This window comes from Burkholderia anthina (assembly GCF_001547525.1).
Classification (GTDB): Bacteria; Pseudomonadota; Gammaproteobacteria; order Burkholderiales; family Burkholderiaceae; genus Burkholderia; species Burkholderia semiarida.
In genome coordinates this window covers 858,529-879,045 of the sequence record NZ_CM003769.1, presented here as the reverse complement: position 1 = coordinate 879,045, position 20,517 = coordinate 858,529, and the positions used below count along the sequence as shown (strand labels likewise).

Here is a 20,517-nt window from a genome sequence, read left to right as displayed (position 1 = left end):
GTCACGCGGCGTCGCGGCGCCGCAGGTCGGCCGGCGGAATCTTCATCGCCTGGCGATACTTGGTCACCGTCCGACGCGCAAGAAGAATGCCGCGGCCCGCGAGATTTTCCGCGAGCGCGACGTCGGACAGCGGATCGGTATGCCGCTCGGCCGCGATCATGTCGCGGATCAGCACCTTCGCGGCGGAGGCCGAGCACACGCCCTTGCCGGCCGCCTCGAGCTTGCGCGGGAAGAAATGCTTGAACTCGAACGTGCCGTGCGGCGTGGCCATGTACTTGTTGCCGGTCGCGCGCGACACGGTCGATTCGTGCAGGTCGAGTTCCTCCGCGATGTCGCGCAGCACGAGCGGCTTCATCGCGATCTCGCCGTAGCGGAAGAAATCGCGCTGCCGCGCGACGATGCATTCGCCCACGCGCTGGATCGTGTCGAAGCGCTTCTGCACGTTGCGGATCAGCCAGCGCGCTTCCTGCAATTGCTGGCCGAGCGGCGAATCGCGCTCGCCGCTCGACTGCGCGAACAGCGTCGCATAGCGCTCGTGCAACCGCGCACGCGGCAGCACGGCCGGATTGATCGTGACGATCCACTCGTCGCGCACCTGACGCACGATCACGTCGGGCACCACGTAGTCGCCGCGCGTGCTGCCGTAGTGATTGCCGGGGCGCGGGTCGAGCCCGCGCACCAGCGCGCAGGCCGCCTGCAGCGTCTGCTGATTGCAGCCGAGGCGCCGCTGGATCTCGGCCGTCTCGCGGCGCGCGAGCCGCTCCAGATGCTCGCGCGCGATCGCTTTCGCTTCCGCGAGCGCCGGCGTGCCGGCCGGAATCGCGTCCAGTTGCAGCACCAGGCATTCGGATAACGAACGAGCGGCGATGCCCGGCCGGTCGAGCATCTGCACGAGCCGCAGCGCGACCGCCAGATCCTGCTCCGACAGCAGCCACGCCGGATCGGCGGCGACCAGCAGTTCAGGGAGTTCCTGCCGCAGGTAGCCGTCGTCGTCGAGCGCATCGATCACGAGGCGCGCGGCCTCGCGATCGCGTTTGTTGAGCGGATAGAGCCGCAGCGCATCGTGCAGCTGCTGATGCAGCGACGGCTCGGCGGCCATCCATTCGCCGGGCGACAGCCCGTCCGTGTCGTCGCCCTGACGACTCGTGCCGCGCGGCGCGGGCGCGGCGGTAAACGGCACCTCGCCGTCCGGCGGACGCATTTCGTCGCGCTCGGGCGCCGTTTCAGGCGCGGCCGCTTCGATCGGTTGCTCGGGGGCGGCGGCAGCGGTCTCGTCGTCGCCCGGGCCGTCTTCGAGAAACGGGTTCATGTCGAGCGCCTGACGCAATTCCTGTTGAAATTCGAGCGAGGACAACTGCAGCAGCCGCAGCGACTGCTGAAGCCTCGGCGTGAGTGCGAGATGCTGTCGCATCTGCAGCGCAAGCGAGACGGGCATCAAAAGCCTCCTGACGGTTCGGTTCGGGTATGTCTTCTACCGAACGTCACGCAGCATCCGTGCCAGTCGTGCGAAGCGCGGCAGGGCGCGGCTCTCGGGGGTTCGCACCCCGTGTCGCCCCGCGCCGGAGCCTGCTTTTTTACAAGGCCGGGGCAAGTTTGGGGGCACGTATTTCGCTCGGGCAAACGCGGCCCCGCCCTGGGCTGACTGCCCGTCCTCTTTCGCATCGATGCGGTCGCCCTCCGACCGGTCGAGTAAAGCGCTCGACGAGCCGGGCAGATGGCGCCGGATGCGCGTGCGGATTCGCCATCGCGTTGCCCCGGCCGCATCGCGGTGCGGCATGCCGTGGCGCGGCGCCACACCGCAACGTCCTGTCAGTACTGCATCGGCGGCGGCGTGCCCGGTAGCGGCCGATCGCCCTGCGTGCCGTTCGGGCCGGGCGGCGGTGCGTCGACCGGTTGGCCGACGGTCGCGCCCGGCGGCATCGTGTTGCCCGGCGACGGACGCGTGTCGTAGCGCGTGTTCGCGTCCGGCATCGTCGTGGTCGATTGCGCGCCGCGGCCGTCGGGCGGCGCGGGCGGCGCCGCATGCGTGCCGTACGGGCCGCCGACCGGTTGCGTGCATGCGCCCAGCGCGCACGCGGCGGCCACCGCGCACGCGCCCATGCGGATCGTCTGGATCGTGTTCATCGAATGCTCCTCCCATGGCTGCGGGCCGCGCCGTGGCAGCGCGGCTCAGAGCCGGTTGAAATGGAAATCGCCCGCGTACGCGGTCGGTGCGCGGCGCGCCATCATCGTGTCGAATTCGGCCGCGACGCGCGTGAGCGAGCCGCGTTGCCGGCCGACGTCGGCCCGTTCGAGCGCGGCGAATGCATCGCCGTCGAACGTCACGGTCAGCGACGCCGGACGGCCGTCGACGCGAAAGCCGATATGCAATGCGCCGGCCGGTTGCTCCTCGACATGGAACGGGATCGCGCGCGCCTCGAAATGCCGGCCCAGCGTTTCGGCGATGTCGCGCAGCAAGCCGGGTTTCACGCGGATGCTCATCGCAGGCCCTCCCTTTCCGGTCTCGTTCGCGGCGCCGCGCTCACCGGCGGCGCCCGCACCGGCGGCTCGCGCGACGGCGGATCGCGTTCCGGCGGCGCATGCCCGGGCGGATCGCCCTCCGGCTGCCGGTACGGCTCGGGCATGTCCGGCGGCACGTCATCGGGGTCGGGCGGCTCCGGGTCCGGCTCGACGTCGGGAAGCGGCGGTTCGGGCCGTTGCAGCCACTGCGCGGGTTCGTGTTTCATCGGCAATTCCATCGTTGCGGCATTCAGCCGGGGTCGGCGCGACAGCCTCATGGCGAGGATTCGCAAACCGCATGCCGTGCGGCCGGGCCGCCCGCACACGGAGATCGCACGGGGACCGCGCGGGAATCGATACGCAGGCGGATACGCAGCCGCGCGGTGCCGCGCGAAGCGCCATGCCTTCGCTACACCGTTCGCTGAAAATCTTGCAAGCGCGCCGCTACGCGTCATAGGCGGCCATCACCAGCCACAGCTCGCGGCCGTCGTCCCGCACGCGCGCGGCGAGCGCATACGGATCCGACGGCTCGCACGCCCGCTGCAGCGCGAAGCGTGCGGGCTCGGTCGCGCCGAACGTCTCGTCGCCGAGCGGCCGCACGTCGGCCTTGCCTTCGAACATCCGGCGCTCGGGCCGGTAGATCAGCGGCTCGCGCTTCCACGTATCGAAATGGCTTTTCACCGAATCGAATCCGCCCCCGCATACGTTGATCTCATAGCGCACGCCTGGTCGTCGTTTCGGAATCATCGTCGTGCCTCCGCTTGATGTGTGCGCAGCAGACACGCCGTCGCGCCTGCGTCGTCATCGTCGTCATGGTCGTCTGCGCCGCTGCGGCAAGTCGCGTGCCGGGGGGCGAACCGGGAACGCCGGTTGCGGCACAGGCGCATCATCGTCACCGATACGGAGCACCGCCATGAAGGATCCGACCCGGCCCGGCCAGAACGCACCGGCGCACGAGCGGCAGCCCGATCCGCAACCGCCGCTGAAGGATCAGGACCGCACGCGCACGCGCCATTCCGAACGTCATATCGACAAGCAGCTCGAGGACACGTTTCCGGCGAGCGACGCGCCCGCGACGGGCGGCGTCACGCGCATCGAGCCCGACACGCCGCCCGGCACGCACGACGACGGGCCGTGGCAGGACAAACGCGACCGCGGCGACGCGTGACGCGGCGGCCGCGCGCACGGCATGTGCTTTGCTGAACCGCAGCGGCCGCATCGGCCCATTGCTACACATTGCTACACCTACCCGCAAGGAGAATTGCATGCATCGCGTCCACGAAATCATGTCGCAGGACGTCGTGCGGATCTCGCCGACCGACTCGATCCGTCACGCCGCCCAATTGATGGAGCGCTACGACATCGGCGCGCTGCCCGTGTGCGACAACAACCGGCTGGTCGGGATGGTGACGGACCGAGATCTCGCGGTGCGCGCGATCTCGGCTGGCAAGCCGCCGGAGACGCGAATCCACGAGGTCGCGTCCGGCCCGATCGAATGGTGCTTCGACGACGATTCGCTCGACGAGATCCAGCACTACATGGCCGACGCGCAACTGCGCCGGCTGCCCGTCGTCGATCACGACAAGCGACTGGTCGGCATGCTGTCGCTCGCCGACATCGCGACGCGCACGGCCAGCCCCGAGCGCGACGACGTGGCGAACACGCTCGAAGGCGTGTCGCAACCGAAGCAGACGTGACGAAGCGATTCCCGCTTCGCCCTGCCCACCCCGCGCGACCCGCAGGGCCCGCTCCCGGGCACGGTCGCGCCCCACGCAGCCTGGAGGAAACCATGCAGACTTCCAATCAAGGTCAGACCCGCATCATCGGCAAGGGCGCCGCGACGGCGGCCGGCCCCGGCCCCGACGTGATGGCGGCCGATACGCTGGAAGGCGACAAGGTCTATACGACCGACGGCGACGACGTCGGCAAGATCAAGGACATCATGCTCGACGTGCGTTCCGGCCGCATCGCGTATGCGGTGCTGTCGAGCGGCGGCATCCTCGGCATCGGCGACAAGCTGCACGCCATTCCGTGGAGCGCGCTGACGCTCGACACCGAGCGCAAGTGCTTCCTGTTGTCGGTGTCGTCCGAGCGGATTCGCAACGCGCCGGGGTTCGACAAGGACCATTGGCCGGCGATGGCCGATCCGCAATGGGCCGAGCCGCTGCACGAGTTCTACGGCAGCACGCCGTACTGGAGTGCCGGCGACGAGCTCGGGCTCACCGACCCGACCGAGGACCTGAACGATCCGCGCGGCCGCCACTGAGCGCGCCACGACGTGGCGCCGCAGCGCCGGCGCCTTTGATGCGACACGCCCCGCTCCGCGCGGGGCGTTTTTTTGTCCGCCGCGCCGTGCCGGCAGGTGCCGCACCCCACGCGCCGCCAGCCTTTTTACAAGGAGCGTGTAACGTCCCCGTCCGGCTTCGCGGCACCGCCGCTCGCCGATTCGAGGTAGCCCAGCAGCCGGTGCGGCGTCAGCGGCTTCGCGCAATGCGCGTCGAAGCCGGCTTCCTTCGCCTGTTCCTGATCCCGCCGCGACGCGAGCCCGCTGCACGCCACCAGCAGCATGTCGGCCGTTTGCGGATCGCCGCGCAGTCGCGCCGCGAGTTGCAGCCCGTCGAGGCCCGGCATCGCGATGTCGAGCACGACCGCGAACGGCTGCCAGTCGCGCGCGACGTCGCACACCGCGAACGGATCGTCGGCAACCCGGCACTCGAAGCCGCGCGCCTCCAGCAGCAGGCGCAGCGCATCGGCCGCTTCGCGATAGTCGTCGACGACGAGCACGCGCCGCGGGCGGCGTGGCACGCTGTCGGGCGCGCGCCACAGCAGCACGTCGTCGGCGGCCGGATCGTCGCCGGGGTCGGGTTGCATCGTGCTTCTCCTGTCGTTGGACCGGTTTGCCAAGCAAGGCGCGCGCCCATATCGACCGAGTGCGGCATGCCGGTTGCTGTCTCTTTCGCATCGCCGACACAGGAGTCTTTCATGCGCACGATGCGGCTTCCCGCGCCCGCTCTTCCCTCCGCCCGTGCGGCAGCACGCGCGCCGGCATGTTCCGTGCAACCGCGGCGCGCCGCTCGCCCGCCCGGGGCCGGGGGCGCCGTATGACGCGCAAACCGCCCGCGCGCCCGGCATCCACGCCGCCGCCGACCGACGACGATGCGCCGGCCACGCTCGACGCGTGCCGCCGCTGCACGCTGTGGGAGCACGCGACGCAGCCGGTGCCGGGCGCCGGGCCCGTCGACGCGCCGATCATGCTGGTCGGCGAGCAGCCGGGCGACCAGGAGGACCGCGCGGGCCTGCCGTTCGTCGGCGCGGCCGGCCGCATGCTCGATCGCGCACTGGACGAAGCCGGGATCGAACGCTCGCACGTCTACCTGACGAATGCGGTCAAGCACTTCAAATGGGAGCCGCGCGGCAAGCGGCGGCTGCACAAGACGCCCGCGCAGCGCGAAGTGGCCGCGTGCCACTACTGGCTCGAGCGCGAGCTCGAAGCCGTACAGCCGCGCGTGGTGGTCGCGCTCGGCGCGACGGCGCTGCGCGCGGTGCTGCAGGACAACGACGCGACGCTCGAGCGCACGCGCGCGCCGGTGCGCACCGAGGACGGCCGGCTCGTCGTCGCGACCTATCATCCGTCGTACGTGCTGCGCACGCGCGGCGCCGATTCCCGCGAACACGCCTACCGCACGCTGGTCGACGCATTGCGCACGGCGTCGCGCCTCGCGCGCGAGCGGCGCCACGGCGGCGGACGCCCGTCGCATGGGGACGCCGGATGAGCGGACTCGACGAAGACGCGCGGCCGGCGGCCGAAGCGCCGCCGCCCGCCGCGAAGCCGTGGTATAGGCGGCTCGGCCCCGGCCTGCTCGCGGGCGCGTCGGACGCCGATCCGAGCAACGTCGCCGTCTACGCGCAGGCCGGCAGCCAGTTCGGTTTCAACATGCTGTGGATGATCATTGTCACGCTGCCGATGATGGTCGCGGTGCAGCTCGCGTCGGCATTCATCGGCCGGCGCAATCGCGAAGGGCTCGTGGCCGGCATCCGCGAGCACTTTTCCGATCGAGTCGCGAAGACGCTGATCGTGATGGTCGTGATCGTCAACGTCGTGAACGTCGGCGCGGATCTCGCGGCGATGGGCGATGCGACGGCGCTCGTCGTCGGCGGCCGCAGCTACTGGTATGCGCCGCTCTACGGGATCGCGTCGCTCGCGTTGCAGGTGCTGCTGTCGTACGAACGCTACGCGCGCTGGCTGAAGTGGATGACGCTCGGCCTGATCGCGTACGTGCTCGAACTCGGCTTCGTGCATATCGACTGGGCCGGCCTGCTGCATGCGATCGTGCTGCCGCAGATCGCATTCACGCATGCGTATGCGACCACCGCGGTCGCCGTGCTCGGCACGACGCTGAGCCCGTACCTGTTCGTGTGGCAAGCCGCGCTCGAAGTCGAGGAAACCACGGCCGAGCAACAGGACGGCGAGCGCAGCACGCGCCGCGAGACCGAGCGGCGCATTACGTTCGACACGTGGACCGGCATGATCGTCACCAACGCGGTGTCGTTCTGCATCATGGTGATCGGCTCGGCCGTCTTCTTCGCGCGCGGCCGGCACGACATCGGCAGCACCGCGCAGGCCGCGGAGGCGTTGCGGCCGATCGCCGGCGAAGCCGCGTTTCTCGTATTCGCGTTCGGCATCGTCGGCTGCGGGCTGCTCGCGATTCCCGCGTTCGCGGGCAGCGCTGCCTACGGGTGCGCGGAAGCGTGGCGGTTCCGCGAAGGGCTGAACGAGCCCGTGAAGCGCGCGCCCGCGTTCTACACCGTGCTGGCGCTGTGCGTGATCGTCGGCATCGCGATCTGCTTCGGCCCGATCGACCCGATCCGCGCGTTGTACTGGAGCGCGGTGCTCAACGGCATCGCGGCGGTGCCGATGCTCGTGCTGGTGATGCTGCTGTCGCGCAAGCGCGATGCGGCCGGCCAGCCCGGCAGCGGGCCGGTGTCGAAACTGTTCGGCTGGCTGGCGGTCGTGCTGATGGCGGCGGCGGTGGCGACGATGATCGTCGATCTGCTGACGTGATCGATGGAACGGAGATGAACGAGGTTGCGTGCGCAACCTTCTCAACCAGCAAGCGGGCGGCCGCGCCGCCCGCTTGGCCCGCGACATTACATCATCTTGCCGCGCGAGCGCTCGGCACGCGCCGCATCGGCGGCGGACTCCACCTTCTTCACTTCCTCCGGCGGCGGGAGCACCGCCTTGAAGCCCATCGACTCGATCCACATCTCGCGCGCCCAGCCACGCGTGTGATACAGGTGATGATCCTCGTCGGCCTCGACTTCATCGTGCGCGGCCTTCAACACCTTCGCGGCGTTACTGTCGGGCAGTTGATCGGCCGCGTAGCCGATCAGCTCCCAGTTCAGGTGGTCCTTGGTTTCGGCCAGCACCACGCATTCGGCCGCGACGACCTGCGCGACCGCCGGGTCGGCCTGCTTCTTCGCCTGCTCGATCACCTGCACCAGCGACTTGCCGGTCGCCGCCACCGCGGCGCGCCCCGGCGACTGCGTATCCGGGTCGAGGCCGAGCGTTTCGAATACCTTGCGCAGCACCTCCTGGTGATGCAGCGTCTCCCGATGGTACTTCTCCCATTCCTTGTGCAGGTCCTCGTCGGTCGCGCACTGGAGCGCGGCCTCGTAGATCTGCGCGCCGCCAAGCTCGGTCTCGTATGCCTGGCAGAGCAGTTCGAGGATACCTTCGTGCTTCGATTGCCGTTGGGCCATGACTGCTTCTCCGAAAAAGCGGGCCGCACGTGCGGCCCAGGGGTGGAACCGGGCGCGCGTTATTGCGCGCCCACCTTGCGTGCGACCGTTTCCGCCATGCTCAGGTGATGCTTGAGCGTCGGCAGCGTGGATTTCGCGAACGCGCGCAGTTGCGCGTCCTTGCCGTCGCGCGCTTCGTCTTCGAACAACGCGACCGCCTTCCTGTGCGCATCGGGGCCGGCCGCCGCGAGATACGCGGTGTCGAAGTCGTGCCCGCGCTTGCCGCGCAGCGCCTCCACGTCGGGGTCCGAGATCGTGTCGACCTGCGGCTTCATGCCCTTGCGCGCGGCGATCTCACTGAGCTTCGCGTTCGCCTTGCCATGGTCCGCGACCATCCGTTTCGCGAACGCCCGCACGTCGGCCGACTGCGCCTGCTTCAGCGCGAGCTGGCTGGCCTGCACTTCCGCCTTGCCGGCCATCGCGGCCTTGTCGACGAATTCCGCGTCGGCGCCCTTCGGCGCCTTCGCGATGCCGGGGTCGCCCGCGGCGCCCGCGCCCGACGACGGATTGATCACGCCGCCCGGCACATGCGAATTCGACGCGGGCGGCTCGCTCGGCATCTGCGCGCGGGCGAGCGCCGACACCGCGAGCACGCCGGCGGCGAGCGCCGCGATCGTCCAGTTGGGTTGTCTCATCTGCTTTCTCCTGGTACTTGCGTGGAAACGGCCATCAACCGCCGACGATCGAGCCGCCGTTCGGGTGCAGCGTCTGCCCGGTCATGTAGCTCGCGCCTTCCGAGGCGAGCAGCACGTAGCAGCCGATCAGTTCGTCCGGCTGGCCCGGCCGCTTGAGCGGCACGTTCGAGCCGAATTTCTCGACCTGCTCGGGCGTGAACGTCGACGGAATCAGCGGCGTCCAGATCGGCCCCGGCGCGACCGCGTTCACGCGGATGTCGCGCTCGGCCAGTTCGATCGACAGCGAGCGCGTGAACGCGACGATCGCGCCCTTGGTCGCCGAGTAGTCGGGCAGCTTCGGACTGCCGTGATACGCGGTGACCGACGCCGTGTTGACGATGCGGCCGCCCTGCTTCATGTGCGGCAGCGCCGCCTGCGTGCAGAAGAACATGCCGTACACGTTCGTGCGGAACGTGCGTTCGAGCTGCTCCTCGGACACGTCCTCGATGCCCGGCTGCGGATGCTGCTCGCCTGCGTTGTTGACGAGCACGTCGAGCCGGCCGAGCCGCTCGACCGTGCGCGCCACCGCGTCGCGCGCCTGCCGGCGATCGCCGACGTCGCATGCGATCGCCTCGCAACGCCGTCCGGCCTGCTCGATCAGCTTCTTCGTGTGCGCGGCATCGTCGGATTCCTTCAGGTAGACGATCGCGACGTCCGCGCCCTCCTTCGCGAAACCGATCGCCACGGCGCGGCCGATCCCGCTGTCGCCGCCCGTCACCAGCGCGACCTTGCCGGCGAGCTTGCCGCTGCCGACGTAGTCGGCCGCCTCGTCGCGCGGCTTCGGGTGCATGTCGCGCTCGGTGCCCGGCTGATGCGACTGTTTCTGCGGCGGTGGAGTCTGTGCGGTGGTCATGTGTTCCTCCTTGAACGAATGCCGTCGATGCTGCGCAAGCGGCGTGCCACGCGCGGCGCACGCCGGCCCGCGCGCGCCGGCCGGGTTTCGACGGTGTGCTTTGCAAGCGCTTGGAAAAAAGGGCGTATTCAGCGCGGCACGTCGGATGGCGCTTCGTCGGGCCGGCGGACCGGATCGAAATCGCGCCATTCGCCGTTCTGCCAGTCGCCCTCGACGCGCTCGATCGACTTCGCGCCGGTCGCGCGCAGCACGTCTTCGGCGGCCGTCGCGGTGTCGGGCGTCACGCGCGCGGCGAGGATCACGCCGGTTTCGCTCTGCGCGAGCGTGCCCTTGCCTTCGGCCTGCTCGCCGCGCATCCGGCCGAGCGCGCCGCCGAATGCGCCGAGATAGGCGCCGGCCAGCGCGCCGGCGGCCGGCACGAACCAGTAGCGCAGGCCGACCGCATACACGATCAATCCGGCGACGACGCCGATCAGCAGCCCGCGAATCGCGCCGATCATCGCGCCGCGCCCGCCCGGTTTCGCCGCCGTGTCGGCATACACGTCGCCGCCGATCGGGAAGCGCGCGTGCTGGCCGCCGGGGTTCAGGAAGAAGATCGACACGTCGTCGGGCCCGAACGCGCGCTCGTAGAGGTGACGCGCCCCACCTTCCGCTTCATCGAACGTCGTGAAACGGCCTGCGACGATCATCGCCATGGTCGTGCTCCTCGTGATGGGTGCGCCGCGCGCTCGCGCACGCGGCGCGACGGGACGGCACTTACATCAGCCGCCCGAGTTCCTTCGATACCGATGCGGGCGTGTCGTACTCGCGCTCCGGGATCTTGCGCAGCATGTCGAGCACCTCGCGGTCCGCATGCGCGCGTTCCGCGCACTGCACGACGTCCGACTTGCTCGCCGGGTAGTCCATGCCCTTGAGCGCCTTCTGCACGTCGACCGGGCTCGGCGGCTTGCCGTGGCCCGTCTGATGGCCGCCCTTGTCGTGGTCCTGCTGCGTGCGCTCGCCTTCGTGCGCACGCGAGTGGCTGTATTCGTGGCCCGTATGTTGTCGGGATGTCATGAAAGCCTCCTTGGAAAATGAACGAAAATCACGCGGACGGACGGCGTGCGCGCGCGAACGCGGCAAACATCAGCGCCGCCGCGCCGAGCGCGACCGCGCCGGCAACCTTCGGCCGCTGCACCACCGTGTTGTACGCACAGCTGCGCAGCACGGGGCCTTCCATGCCTTCGCGCTCGTGCAGCGCATGGCGCGAGTCGTACAGCGCGTTGTCGTCGCGCGGCCGCGCGGGCCGCACCGTGCGCTGGCCGCGCGAGAACAGCGTGGCCGCGACGCGATCGAACAGGCGCGGCGCGTGGTACGCGCTCGCCGACGTGAACTTCGCGGCGCCGCCGACGAACAGCGTGCGACGCGGATGCGCGGCCGCGAACAGGATCGCGTCGGCCACCAGGTCGGGGTCGTAGATCGGCGGCGGCAGCTTTGCCTCGACGTTCATGTAGTTCTTCGCGTGCATCACGAACATCGTGTCGATCGCGGCCGGCTTGATCAGCGTGACGGAAACCGGCAGGTGGTCGGCCTCCATCTCGAGTCGCAGCGAATCGGTGAAGCCCTTCACCGCGTGCTTCGATGCGACGTACGCGCTTTGCAGCGGCACCGGCGCGTCGGATGCCTCGCTGCCCATGTTGATGATCGCGCCGCCGTGGAAATCGCTCTTGCGCCGGAAATGGTCGGCCGCGACGAGCGAGCCGTGCACGACACCCCAGTAGTTGGTGTCGAACAGCCGGCGCTGATCCTCGAGCGGCACCTGGGCCGCCGTCCCGAAGATCGACACACCGGCATTGTTCACCCAGGTGTCGAAGCCGCCGTACGTATCGGCCGCCGTCGCGGCCGCGCGCTGCAGATCCTCGATGTTGCCGACGTCGCCGGCGACCGACACCGCGAGGCCGCCGTGCTGGCGAATTTCCTCGCACAGCGTGTTCAGCGCGTCCTCGTTGCGTGCGAACAGCACGAGCTTCGCGCCCCGCCGCGCCGCCTTGCGCGCGGTGACGAGACCGATGCCGCTCGTCGCGCCGGTAATCACGATCGTCTGTTCGCCGACCGGTTTGAGCATGCAGTTCATCGCTGGACTCCTGTGACGGTCGACGCGCGGTTATTTGGGCCGGATGGTCAACTGGTCGCGCACGTCCTGCACGCCGTCGACCTGCTTCACGACGCCGACGGCCTGCGTGCGCTGCTGCTCGTCGGGCACGCTGCCGGTGAGCGTCACGGTGCCGTGCCGGGTCTTCACGTGGATGTCGCCGGCCGACAGGCCGCTCGTGCCGACGAGCTCGGCCTTCGCCTTGGTCGTGATCGTCGCGTCGCGGATTTTCGTGCCGGTGCTCGAACGCGACGACGACGTCGACGACGATGCAGCGCCGTCGTCGCCGGCGGCGACCGCGTTCGGTGCGACGACCATGCACGCGGTGGCCGCGGCGATCGCGACCGCCATGCCGGTGCGCAGCGCGCGTTGACGGCGGATTCGCGGAGAGCGGGCTGGTAGCGGGGATACCTTCATCGTGACCTCCTTTTCGTCAAGCCGGACGCGCCGGCAGGTGAACGGGAGCCGCGCAAGTCGCGTGCCGCGCCGCGTGCGCCGCATGCATGCACGCCAGCGCGATCAGACGCCCTTTCATCCAACGCGTTGTAATTTTTTCGGCACACGGGGAAGCGGTTTTCCCCGCAATGCAGCGGGCATGCCGATTGCCGAGCGACGGGTAACGGCGGCCCGTGTGCGCGGCCCCGATATCGGGAGCAAGACCATGCAAAGAATCGCGTTGATCAGTGAACATGCATCGCCGCTGGGGGTGATCGGCGGCGTCGATGCCGGCGGCCAGAACATCTATGTCGCGAACGTCGCGAAGCAGCTCGCGGAGCGCGGCCTCGACGTCGACGTCTACACGCGCTGCGACAATCCGCACTTGCCGGAAGTCGTGCCGATCGGCCCGCGCATGCGCGTGATCCACGTGCCGGCGGGGCCGCCGACCGACGTGCCCAAGGAGCGGCTGCTGCCGTACATGGGCGCGTTCGCGCAGTACATGATCGCGCGCATGCGGCGCGAGCCCGACCCCGTCGACGTGATGCACGCGAACTTCTTCATGTCCGGCGACGCCGCGCTGCGCGTGAAAAAAGCGCTCGGCATCCCGCTCGTCATGACGTTCCATGCGCTCGGCCGCGTGCGGCGGCTGCACCAGGGCACGGCCGACGGCTTCCCCGACGCGCGCTTCGCGATCGAGGACACGCTCGCGCGCCGCTCGGACCGCCTGATCGCCGAATGCCCGCAGGACGCGCTCGACCTGACGACGCACTATCGCGCCGACACCGCACGTATCGAGATCGTGCCGTGCGGCTTCGACGCGCGGGAATTCCGGCCGGTGCCGCGCGTCGATGCGCGCGCACGCCTGGGTTGGCCGCAGGACGCATTCGTCATACTGCAACTGGGCCGCCTCGTGCCGCGCAAGGGCATCGATACCGTGATCGACGCGCTCGCGCGCATGCCGCGCGATCCGCAACGGCCGACGCACCTGTACGTGGTCGGCGGCAGCCAGCCCACGCCCGACCCCGCGCGCGACCCGGAACTCGCGCGGCTCGCCGCCCTCGCGCACGCACTCGGCATCGCGAACCGCGTGACCTTCGTCGGCCGGCGCGATCGCGACGCGCTGCACCTGTACTACAGCGCGGCCGACGTGTTCGTGACGACGCCGTGGTACGAGCCGTTCGGCATCACGCCGGTCGAGGCGATGGCGTGCGCGACGCCGGTGATCGGCAGCGACGTCGGCGGCATCCGCACGACCGTCGACGACGGCGCCACCGGCTATCTCGTGCCGCCTCGCGACCCGGCCGCGCTGGCCGCGCGCCTCGTGCAACTGCGCGCGCAACCGGACCTGTGCGCGGCGCTCGGCCGCGCCGGCTACCTGCGCGCGCACCGCTTCTACACCTGGCAAGGCGTCGCCGACCGGCTCGTCGACATCTACCGCGACGTCGCCCGCGCGCAGCGCGCCGGCACGTCGGCGGCCACCGGCCGGCGCACGCCGGTCGGCACCACGCAAGGCGTGCTCGCACACCGCAAGGAGAATACGTAATGAAGGGCTACGATCGAAAACGCGTCCTCGTCACCGGCGGCGCCGGCTTTCTCGGTTCGCATCTGTGCGAGCGCCTCGTGACGGAGGGCCACGACGTGCTGTGCGTCGACAATTTCTACACGGGCACGAAGGACAACATCGCGCACCTGCTCGATGCGCCGAACTTCGAGCTGATGCGGCACGACGTGACGTTTCCGCTCTACGTCGAAGTGGACGAGATCTACAACCTCGCATGCCCGGCGTCGCCCGTTCACTACCAGCGCGACCCCGTGCAGACGACGAAGACCAGCGTGCACGGTGCGATCAACCTGCTCGGCCTCGCCAAACGCGTGAAGGCGCGCATCCTGCAGGCATCGACGAGCGAGGTGTACGGCGACCCCGACGTGCATCCGCAGGACGAGCACTATTGCGGCCGCGTCAATCCGACCGGCATCCGCGCGTGCTACGACGAAGGCAAGCGCTGCGCGGAGACGCTGTTCGCGGATTATCACCGCCAGTACGGCGTCGACGTGCGGATCGCGCGGATCTTCAATACGTATGGCCCGCGCATGCATCCGGCCGACGGGCGCGTCGTGTCGAACTTCGTCACGCAGGCGCTCGCGGAACAGCCGTTGACCGTCTACGGCGACGGCAAGCAGACGCGCTCGTTCTGCTACGTGGACGACATGATCGACGCGTTGATCCGGCTGATGGACGAAGCGGGCGACGCGAGCGAGCCGGTCAACCTCGGCAGCGACGTCGAGATCGCGATGATCGACGTCGCGCGGGAAGTCGTACGGATCGTCGGCGCGACCGTGCCGATCGAGTTCCGACCGCTGCCGGCCGACGATCCGCGCCAGCGGCGGCCGAATCTCGCCGCCGCGCAGAAGCGGCTTGGCTGGCGGGCGACGACCACCCTCGCGAACGGGCTCGCGCACACCGCGCGGTACTTCATTCAACGCCAGGTCACGCACCATACGCCCGGCGACCTCGTGCGTAGCACGCGAATCGCGTCGCATCTGCTCGCGCAGGTCCATACGCAGAACCGGCCGGCACCGACCACCTGACGGGCGGCCGACCGCCGATGGACGAAGCGCGTCAGCCGTCGCGCTTCGTCACGTGCGCGATCTTGCGCGCCAGTTCGCGCACGTCGACCGGCTTGCACAGGTAGCCGTCGAAGCCGGCCTCCAGCGCGCGGCGTTCGTCGGCGAGGCCCGCGTGGGCGGTGACGGCCAGCACGCGCACGTCGGGCGGCCCCCCGTCGCCGTTCAGCGCGCCGCGCCGCAACGCTTCCAGCAGCCAGAAGCCGTCGCCGTCGGGCATCGCGAGATCGGACAGCACGACCGTCGGCCGCATGTCGGCCGCCATCGCGAGCGCCTCGCGTCCCGACGACGCGATCGCGACGGCCGCGCCGAGCGTGGTCAGCGCGGCCGTGAGGCTCGCGCGCGTGGTCGCGTCGTCGTCGACGATCAGGATGCGCTGCGTGTCGAGCGTGAGCGCGTCGCGGCGGCCGCTCGCCTGCACGATGCCCCACGCCATCGCGCCGGCCGGCTGCCACCCGGCCGGCAGCGTCACCGTAAACGTCGTGCCGCGATCGCGGCCCGCGCTCGCGACGGTCACGCGGCCGCCGTGCAGCTCCGCGATGTGCCGCACGATCGACAGGCCGAGACCGAGCCCCCGCCGCGGCGACGCGGGCGAATCGTCCGCGCGGCGGAACATGTCGAACACGTATGGCACGAACTCCGTCGCGATGCCCTGCCCGGTATCGGTGACGGTCAGCACCGCATGCGCATCGTCGCGCGCGAGCCGGACCGTCACGCTGCCGCCGGCCGGCGTGAATTTCATCGCATTCGAGATGAGATTCGACAGCATCTGCCGCAATCGCTCGGCGTCGCCCGACACGATGCACGCGGAGGCGTCGCAGTCGAATTCGAGCATGATGCCGGCCGACGACGCGGCGGTCTGGAACGTGCCGACCTGGTCGGAGAACAGCCGAACGACGTCGACCGGCGTCGCATCGAGCCGCAGCTTGCCGGTCGCGAGCGACGACGCGTCGAGGATGTCGCCGACCATCCGCGTGAGCGAGCGCGCGCTGCGGTCGATCGCGTCGACCGCCTGATGCTGCAACGCGTGGTCGCCCGTGTTGCGCAGCACCTCGATCCACCCGTAGATCACGTTCAGCGGCGTGCGCAATTCGTGCGACACCGTGGCCAGCAGCTCGTCCTTCAGACGATTCGACGTGTCGGCCTGGTCGAGCGCCTCGCGGGCGCCTTGCAGCGAGCGCTGCGCCCGCAGGTCGCGGCGGCGCTGCGCACCGGTCTCGCGCAGCGTCAGCGACAGCGCGACGCAGGCCCGCGCGTCGCCCTGGACCGGGCACGCGGATACCGTCGCCCGAAATCGCCGCCCGTCGCGCCGCACGCACAGCAGTTCGACCGGCCCGACCGGCTCGCGCATCGCGTCGAACGTGTCGGCGAGCGGATTGAGCCGCAGCCAGCGCCGGGCGATCAGCGTGTCGAGCCGGCGGCCGCGCGCGTCGGCCTCGTCGTAGCCGAAGATCCGCTGCGCGGCCGGGTTCCAGCTCGCGATGCGGCCGTCGGCGTCGATCCCGACGATCGCGTCCGGCGACGCCTCGACGACCGCCTGCTGGAGCCGCGATGCGTCCATGCGCGCGCGCTCCGCGCCGGCATCGCGCAGCAGCAGCACCGCGCCGTCGAGGTTGCCGTCCGCATCGCCGATCGGCGACGCGACCGCGACGATCGGCACCGGATCGTGGTCGCCGGCCCGCAGCCAGTGCCGGTCGGACGTCGCCTCGGCCCCGCCGAGCGCGCGATCGAGCGGCGTGGTCTGCACGCGGCGCCCTTCGTGATCGACGATCCGCAATACATCGCGCACCGGCCGCCCGATCGCCTCGTCCGGCTCGCAGCCGACGAGTTCGGCCGCGGCCGCGTTCAGATAGGTGAGCCGCCCCGTCGGATCGGTCGCGATCACGCCGTGCGGCAGCGCGCGCAGCACGGCTTCGAGCCGCCGGCGCGCGGCGGCCTCGCGTCGGCGCGCCCGATCGCTCGTGACGCGCGTGCGATGCAGCATCGACGCGACCGCGCATACCAGCGCCCCGATCAGCATGAACGTGCCGAGCTGCACGAGCCGGTCGGGCAGCGGCGCCGTATAGGCAGCCGGATCGGACAGGAACAGCGTCCACACGAGCAGCCCGCTGACCACCGTCGACACGATGCCGAACAGGAACGACGTCACCCACGCGGCGCCGGCGAGCAGCGGGTAATACAACACGAGCGGCAGATTCACGCCGCCGAAGCGGATCGCGAGCGTCTGCAGCACAGTCGCGATCGCGACCAGCATCACGGCGGTCGCGTAATTTCCGGCCTGCGGCCGTGCAATTTCGGTCATCGGACACGCTCCTGCGGGGACAGTCGGCGGCGGCCGGCGCGGATGCCGCCGGCAGGCACGGCGCGTGCTGGCCCGCATGCTGGCCGATTCGCACCGGCGGCCCGGCCGCTCACGATGGAGATCTTCACGCCATGCCCGACCCGACACGCTGGCTCGTCGTCTCGCCGCATCTCGACGATGCCGTCTTCAGTTGCGGGCAACTGCTCGCGCACGCGCCCGGCTCGATCGTCGTCACCGTCTTCGCGGGGATGCCGCCACCCGGCACGCCCGCGCCGCCGTGGGACCGCCGCGCGGGGTTTCGCCACGCCGACGAAGCGATGCGCGCGCGCCGCGACGAAGACCGCCGCGCGCTCGCGCTGCTCGACGCCCGCCCCGTATGGCTCGACTTCCTCGACGATCAGTACGGCATGCCGACTACGTCGATCGCGATCGCGACACGCGTGGCCGCGACGATCGACGCCCACCCGGGCTTCGGCGTGCTCGCGCCGGCCGGCCTGTTCCACCGCGATCATCTGCAGGTGCACGAAGCCATGCTGCGCCTGCTGCGCGACGACGATGCGTCGCGCGTCTGGCGCTTCTACGAGGACGCGCCCTACCGCCGCATCGACGGGCTGATGGCCGAGCGCGTGGCCGGCTGGCGCGAGCACGGCTGGCTCGCGCATCCGGTCGCCGCGCCGGCCGGCAGCGGGACGGACGGCGCCGCCGCGAAAGCCGCCGCCGTCAACGCCTATGCCAGCCAGGTCACGCTGCTCGAGCCTCATATGCGTGCCGCTCTCCGCGAACCCGAAACGATCTGGCGGCTCGAATGCGACGTCACGTCCGCGTAACGCCCGCGCGCGTCGCGCTGCCGCCGCGCGAGCCGCGCGTGACCGCGATCGTGCTGACCTGCCGGCGCGCGGCCGAACTCGCGCGCACGCTCGACCACCTTTCCGCGCTGCCCGACCGGCCGGCGATCGTGGTCGTCGACAACGCGGCGGACGCCGAGACGGCCACGCTGATCGGCGAGCGCTACCCGCATGTCGCGCTGGTGCACGCACCCGGCAATCTCGGCGCCGCCGGCCGCAATCTCGGCGTCGCCGCGGCCCGCACGCGCCACGTCGCGTTCTGCGACGACGACACGTGGTGGGCGCCCGGCTCGATCGCCGAAGCCGCGAATCTGCTCGACGCGTATCCGCACGTCGCGGCCGTCACCGCGCGCGTGCTGGTCGGCCCCGACGAGCGCGAGGACCCGACCTGCCGGCTGATGGCCGACAGCCCGCTCGACGCGCCGGTCGCGCTGCCCGGCCGCCCGATCCTCGGGCTGCTGGCCGGTGCGACCGCATTCCGGCGCGACGCGTTCGTGCGCGCCGGCGGCTACCATCCGCGCTACTTCCTCGGCGGCGAGGAAGCGCTGCTCGCGCTCGACCTGTATCGCGCCGGCCACTGGCTCGTGTATGCGCCGGGCCTGACCGTCCATCACCATCCGTCGACGCGGCGCGACCGGAAGACGCGCGCGCACACCGCCGCCCGCAACGCGGTGTGGACCGCGTGGCTCAGATGGCCGGCCGCCGCCGCGTGGCTGCATACGGTGCGCATGCTGCCGCTGCTGCGCCGCGAACGTGCGATCGTGCGCACGTTCGCCGGGCTGCCGTGGATCCTGCGCGAACGACGCACGATCCCGCCGCGGATCGAACACATGCGCCGTCTGCTCGAGCGCGATACGCGCCGCGAGACCGGAACGGGCACATGAGCGGGAACATGAACGCGATCGTAGCGGCATCAGGAATCGGGTTTTTCCGCTTCGTCTTCCAGTTGCGCGAGCCGGTTGTAGATCGTCTTCAGGCTGACGTCGAGCACCTCGGCCGCCTGCGCCTTCACGCCGCCGCATTGGGCGATCGTGCCGAGGATCAGCTTGCGGTCGACTTCCTCGAGCGGCGTGCCGAACGGCACCGTCACGCGATCCTCGTGCGAATCGACCATGCTCGACAGCTCGTCCATGATCGGCGGCGGCAGCGTGTCGATCACGTCGGCATCGGTGAAGATGCTCGCGCGCTGCACGAAGTTGCGCAGCTCGCGCACGTTGCCCGGCCATTCGTAGGTCTTCAGCGCTTCGCGCGCGGCCGGCGAGAAGCGCAGGTTGCGGCCGCTCTCCTCGTTGTAGCGCTGCAGGAACGCATCGGCGAGCATCGGGATGTCGTCGCCGCGTTCGCGCAGCGACGGCAGCGGGATCGGGAACACGTTGATCCGGTGAAACAGGTCGGGCCGCAGCTTGCCGTCCGCCATCGCGGCTTCCGGGTCGCGGTTCGTCGCGGCGACGATGCGCACGTCGACGTCGATCTCGCGCGTCGAGCCGAGCCGCGTGACGCGCCCGGTTTCCAGCACGCGCAGCAGCTTGACCTGCGATTCGAGCGGCATCTCGGTGATTTCGTCGAGAAACAGCGTGCCGCCGTCGGCGCGTTCGAAGAAGCCCTTGTGCTGGCGTTCGGCGCCGGTGAAGCTGCCGCGGTCGTGGCCGAACATCTCGCTCTCGACGAGGTTCGCGGCGATCGCGCCGCAGTTCACCGCGAGGAACGGCCCGCGGCGGCGCAGGCTCAGGTCGTGCACCGTCTGCGCGGCGAGTTCCTTGCCGGTGCCCGATTCGCCGGTGAGCAGCACCGACGCTTCGGTGCGCGCGACGCGGCCGATCGCATCGTAGACGGCCTGCATCGCGGGCGAGCTGCCGAGCATGCGGCCGAAGCGGCCGAGGCGCTGCAGTTCCGAGCGCAGCTCCGCGATTTCCTCGTGCAGCGCGGTCGTGCGCGGCACGCGCGCGAAAATGCTGTTCAGCCGCTGCATGTTGAGCGGCTTCACCAGATAGTCGCTCGCGCCGCGCCGCAATGCGTCGATCGCGGTTTCGAGGCTCGCGTGGCCGGTGGTCAGCACCATTTCGCAATGCCCGCGCTTGGGCAATGCGTCGAACAGATCCATCCCGTTGCCATCGGGCAGCACGAGGTCGCACAGCACGAGATCGGGGGTATGCGTCGAGACGAGCGTGCGCGCTTCTTCAAGCGTCGCGGCCGTATCGCACGAGAGCTGCTGCGTGCGTGCGAGCGTGGCGAGCATCGTTCGCGTATCGGCGTCGTCTTCGACGATCAGGACGTAAGGCATCGAGGCTCCTTGTAATGCGGGCCGGCGCGTACATCGGCCGGCGCCGCGACACGTGCAGCGCAATGCGCGT

At 70.2% G+C, this 20,517-nt stretch carries 24 protein-coding genes; 9 read left to right on the top strand and 15 right to left on the bottom strand.

Features of this window, described 5'->3' with window-relative positions; genetic code table 11:
* Position 1 precedes the first annotated feature (1 nt).
* The 5 genes from WS64_RS20095 to WS64_RS20075 form a co-directional block, all read right to left on the bottom strand.
* Positions 2-1,435 (bottom strand): RNA polymerase factor sigma-54, encoded by a 1,434-nt coding sequence (locus WS64_RS20095; RefSeq protein ID WP_059637173.1) that lies wholly within the window; start codon positions 1,433-1,435, stop codon positions 2-4.
* Positions 1,436-1,809: 374 nt separating this feature from the next.
* Positions 1,810-2,124: a hypothetical protein gene (locus WS64_RS20090; protein ID WP_059637170.1), complete on the bottom strand. Its 315-nt coding sequence runs from the start codon at positions 2,122-2,124 to the stop codon at positions 1,810-1,812.
* Between the two features lie 45 nt (positions 2,125-2,169).
* Positions 2,170-2,481: a hypothetical protein gene (locus WS64_RS20085; protein WP_059637167.1), complete on the bottom strand. Its 312-nt coding sequence runs from the start codon at positions 2,479-2,481 to the stop codon at positions 2,170-2,172.
* A complete protein-coding gene (locus WS64_RS20080) occupies positions 2,478-2,726 on the bottom strand; it encodes a hypothetical protein (protein WP_059637853.1) in 249 nt (82 codons plus the stop codon). The genes WS64_RS20085 and WS64_RS20080 overlap by 4 nt, the downstream gene beginning before the upstream one ends.
* Positions 2,727-2,943: 217 nt before the next feature.
* Positions 2,944-3,246, bottom strand: a complete 303-nt coding sequence (locus WS64_RS20075) for a hypothetical protein (protein WP_059575029.1) — start codon at positions 3,244-3,246, stop codon at positions 2,944-2,946.
* A 166-nt stretch (positions 3,247-3,412) separates the two neighbouring features.
* Between WS64_RS20075 and WS64_RS20070 the strand changes: the two genes are divergently transcribed.
* From WS64_RS20070 to WS64_RS20060, 3 genes are all read left to right on the top strand, one after another.
* Positions 3,413-3,667: a hypothetical protein gene (locus tag WS64_RS20070; RefSeq protein WP_059637165.1), complete on the top strand. Its 255-nt coding sequence runs from the start codon at positions 3,413-3,415 to the stop codon at positions 3,665-3,667.
* A gap of 97 nt (positions 3,668-3,764) precedes the next feature.
* Positions 3,765-4,196: a CBS domain-containing protein gene (locus WS64_RS20065; RefSeq protein WP_059637162.1), complete on the top strand. Its 432-nt coding sequence runs from the start codon at positions 3,765-3,767 to the stop codon at positions 4,194-4,196.
* A gap of 92 nt (positions 4,197-4,288) precedes the next feature.
* On the top strand, positions 4,289-4,765 hold the full coding sequence (locus tag WS64_RS20060) for a PRC-barrel domain-containing protein (RefSeq protein ID WP_059575026.1): 477 nt from the start codon (positions 4,289-4,291) through the stop codon (positions 4,763-4,765).
* Between the two features lie 125 nt (positions 4,766-4,890).
* Here the strand turns inward: WS64_RS20060 and WS64_RS20055 are convergent, their stop codons facing one another.
* A complete protein-coding gene (locus tag WS64_RS20055) occupies positions 4,891-5,370 on the bottom strand; it encodes a response regulator (protein ID WP_060967424.1) in 480 nt (159 codons plus the stop codon).
* A gap of 230 nt (positions 5,371-5,600) precedes the next feature.
* On the opposite strand from WS64_RS20055, the gene WS64_RS20050 reads away from it, so the two are divergent.
* Both WS64_RS20050 and WS64_RS20045 read left to right on the top strand, forming a co-directional pair.
* Entirely contained in the window at positions 5,601-6,272 is a 672-nt protein-coding gene (locus WS64_RS20050; RefSeq protein ID WP_060967423.1) for a UdgX family uracil-DNA binding protein, read from the top strand.
* Positions 6,269-7,561, top strand: coding sequence for an Nramp family divalent metal transporter (locus WS64_RS20045; protein ID WP_060967422.1), 1,293 nt, complete (start codon positions 6,269-6,271; stop codon positions 7,559-7,561). The genes WS64_RS20050 and WS64_RS20045 overlap by 4 nt, the downstream gene beginning before the upstream one ends.
* Positions 7,562-7,647: 86 nt before the next feature.
* Here WS64_RS20045 and WS64_RS20040 read toward each other — a convergent pair whose 3' ends face one another.
* The 7 genes from WS64_RS20040 to WS64_RS20010 all read right to left on the bottom strand — a co-directional run bounded on the left by WS64_RS20040 (position 7,648) and on the right by WS64_RS20010 (position 12,373).
* A complete protein-coding gene (locus WS64_RS20040; RefSeq protein WP_059575023.1) occupies positions 7,648-8,259 on the bottom strand; it encodes a DUF892 family protein in 612 nt (203 codons plus the stop codon).
* A gap of 59 nt (positions 8,260-8,318) precedes the next feature.
* Positions 8,319-8,933, bottom strand: coding sequence for a DUF4142 domain-containing protein (locus WS64_RS20035; RefSeq protein WP_060967421.1), 615 nt, complete (start codon positions 8,931-8,933; stop codon positions 8,319-8,321).
* Positions 8,934-8,967: 34 nt separating this feature from the next.
* The gene (locus WS64_RS20030; RefSeq protein ID WP_059575021.1) at positions 8,968-9,825 is read right to left on the bottom strand and encodes an SDR family oxidoreductase; all 858 of its coding nucleotides are present in this window, start codon (positions 9,823-9,825) and stop codon (positions 8,968-8,970) included.
* 128 nt (positions 9,826-9,953) lie between these two features.
* Complete coding sequence (locus WS64_RS20025) at positions 9,954-10,520, bottom strand: hypothetical protein (protein ID WP_059575020.1); 567 nt, start codon at positions 10,518-10,520, stop codon at positions 9,954-9,956.
* Between the two features lie 61 nt (positions 10,521-10,581).
* Positions 10,582-10,881: a DUF2795 domain-containing protein gene (locus WS64_RS20020; protein WP_034209262.1), complete on the bottom strand. Its 300-nt coding sequence runs from the start codon at positions 10,879-10,881 to the stop codon at positions 10,582-10,584.
* Positions 10,882-10,909: 28 nt separating this feature from the next.
* Entirely contained in the window at positions 10,910-11,938 is a 1,029-nt protein-coding gene (locus WS64_RS20015) for an SDR family oxidoreductase (protein ID WP_060967420.1), read from the bottom strand.
* Positions 11,939-11,968: 30 nt separating this feature from the next.
* A complete protein-coding gene (locus tag WS64_RS20010; protein WP_059575206.1) occupies positions 11,969-12,373 on the bottom strand; it encodes a BON domain-containing protein in 405 nt (134 codons plus the stop codon).
* Positions 12,374-12,617: 244 nt separating this feature from the next.
* Between WS64_RS20010 and WS64_RS20005 the strand changes: the two genes are divergently transcribed.
* Together WS64_RS20005 and WS64_RS20000 are read left to right on the top strand one after the other, a co-directional pair.
* The gene (locus WS64_RS20005; protein WP_059637146.1) at positions 12,618-13,937 is read left to right on the top strand and encodes a glycosyltransferase family 4 protein; all 1,320 of its coding nucleotides are present in this window, start codon (positions 12,618-12,620) and stop codon (positions 13,935-13,937) included.
* Positions 13,937-14,983 carry a UDP-glucuronic acid decarboxylase family protein gene (locus WS64_RS20000; RefSeq protein ID WP_059575017.1) on the top strand — a complete coding sequence of 349 codons (1,047 nt, stop codon included), beginning with the start codon at positions 13,937-13,939 and terminating at the stop codon, positions 14,981-14,983. The genes WS64_RS20005 and WS64_RS20000 overlap by 1 nt, the downstream gene beginning before the upstream one ends.
* A gap of 31 nt (positions 14,984-15,014) precedes the next feature.
* Here WS64_RS20000 and WS64_RS19995 read toward each other — a convergent pair whose 3' ends face one another.
* Positions 15,015-17,321, bottom strand: coding sequence for a hybrid sensor histidine kinase/response regulator (locus WS64_RS19995; RefSeq protein WP_060967419.1), 2,307 nt, complete (start codon positions 17,319-17,321; stop codon positions 15,015-15,017).
* A 131-nt stretch (positions 17,322-17,452) separates the two neighbouring features.
* Here WS64_RS19995 and WS64_RS19990 point away from each other — a divergent pair, with 131 nt between their 5' ends.
* Positions 17,453-18,148: a PIG-L family deacetylase gene (locus WS64_RS19990; RefSeq protein WP_060967418.1), complete on the top strand. Its 696-nt coding sequence runs from the start codon at positions 17,453-17,455 to the stop codon at positions 18,146-18,148.
* Positions 18,127-19,050: a glycosyltransferase family 2 protein gene (locus WS64_RS19985; protein WP_060967417.1), complete on the top strand. Its 924-nt coding sequence runs from the start codon at positions 18,127-18,129 to the stop codon at positions 19,048-19,050. Before WS64_RS19990 ends, WS64_RS19985 begins: the two co-directional genes overlap by 22 nt.
* A 29-nt stretch (positions 19,051-19,079) precedes the next feature.
* Here the strand turns inward: WS64_RS19985 and WS64_RS19980 are convergent, their stop codons facing one another.
* Positions 19,080-20,447, bottom strand: a complete 1,368-nt coding sequence (locus tag WS64_RS19980; RefSeq protein ID WP_059575013.1) for a sigma-54-dependent transcriptional regulator — start codon at positions 20,445-20,447, stop codon at positions 19,080-19,082.
* Positions 20,448-20,517: the final 70 nt, after the last annotated feature.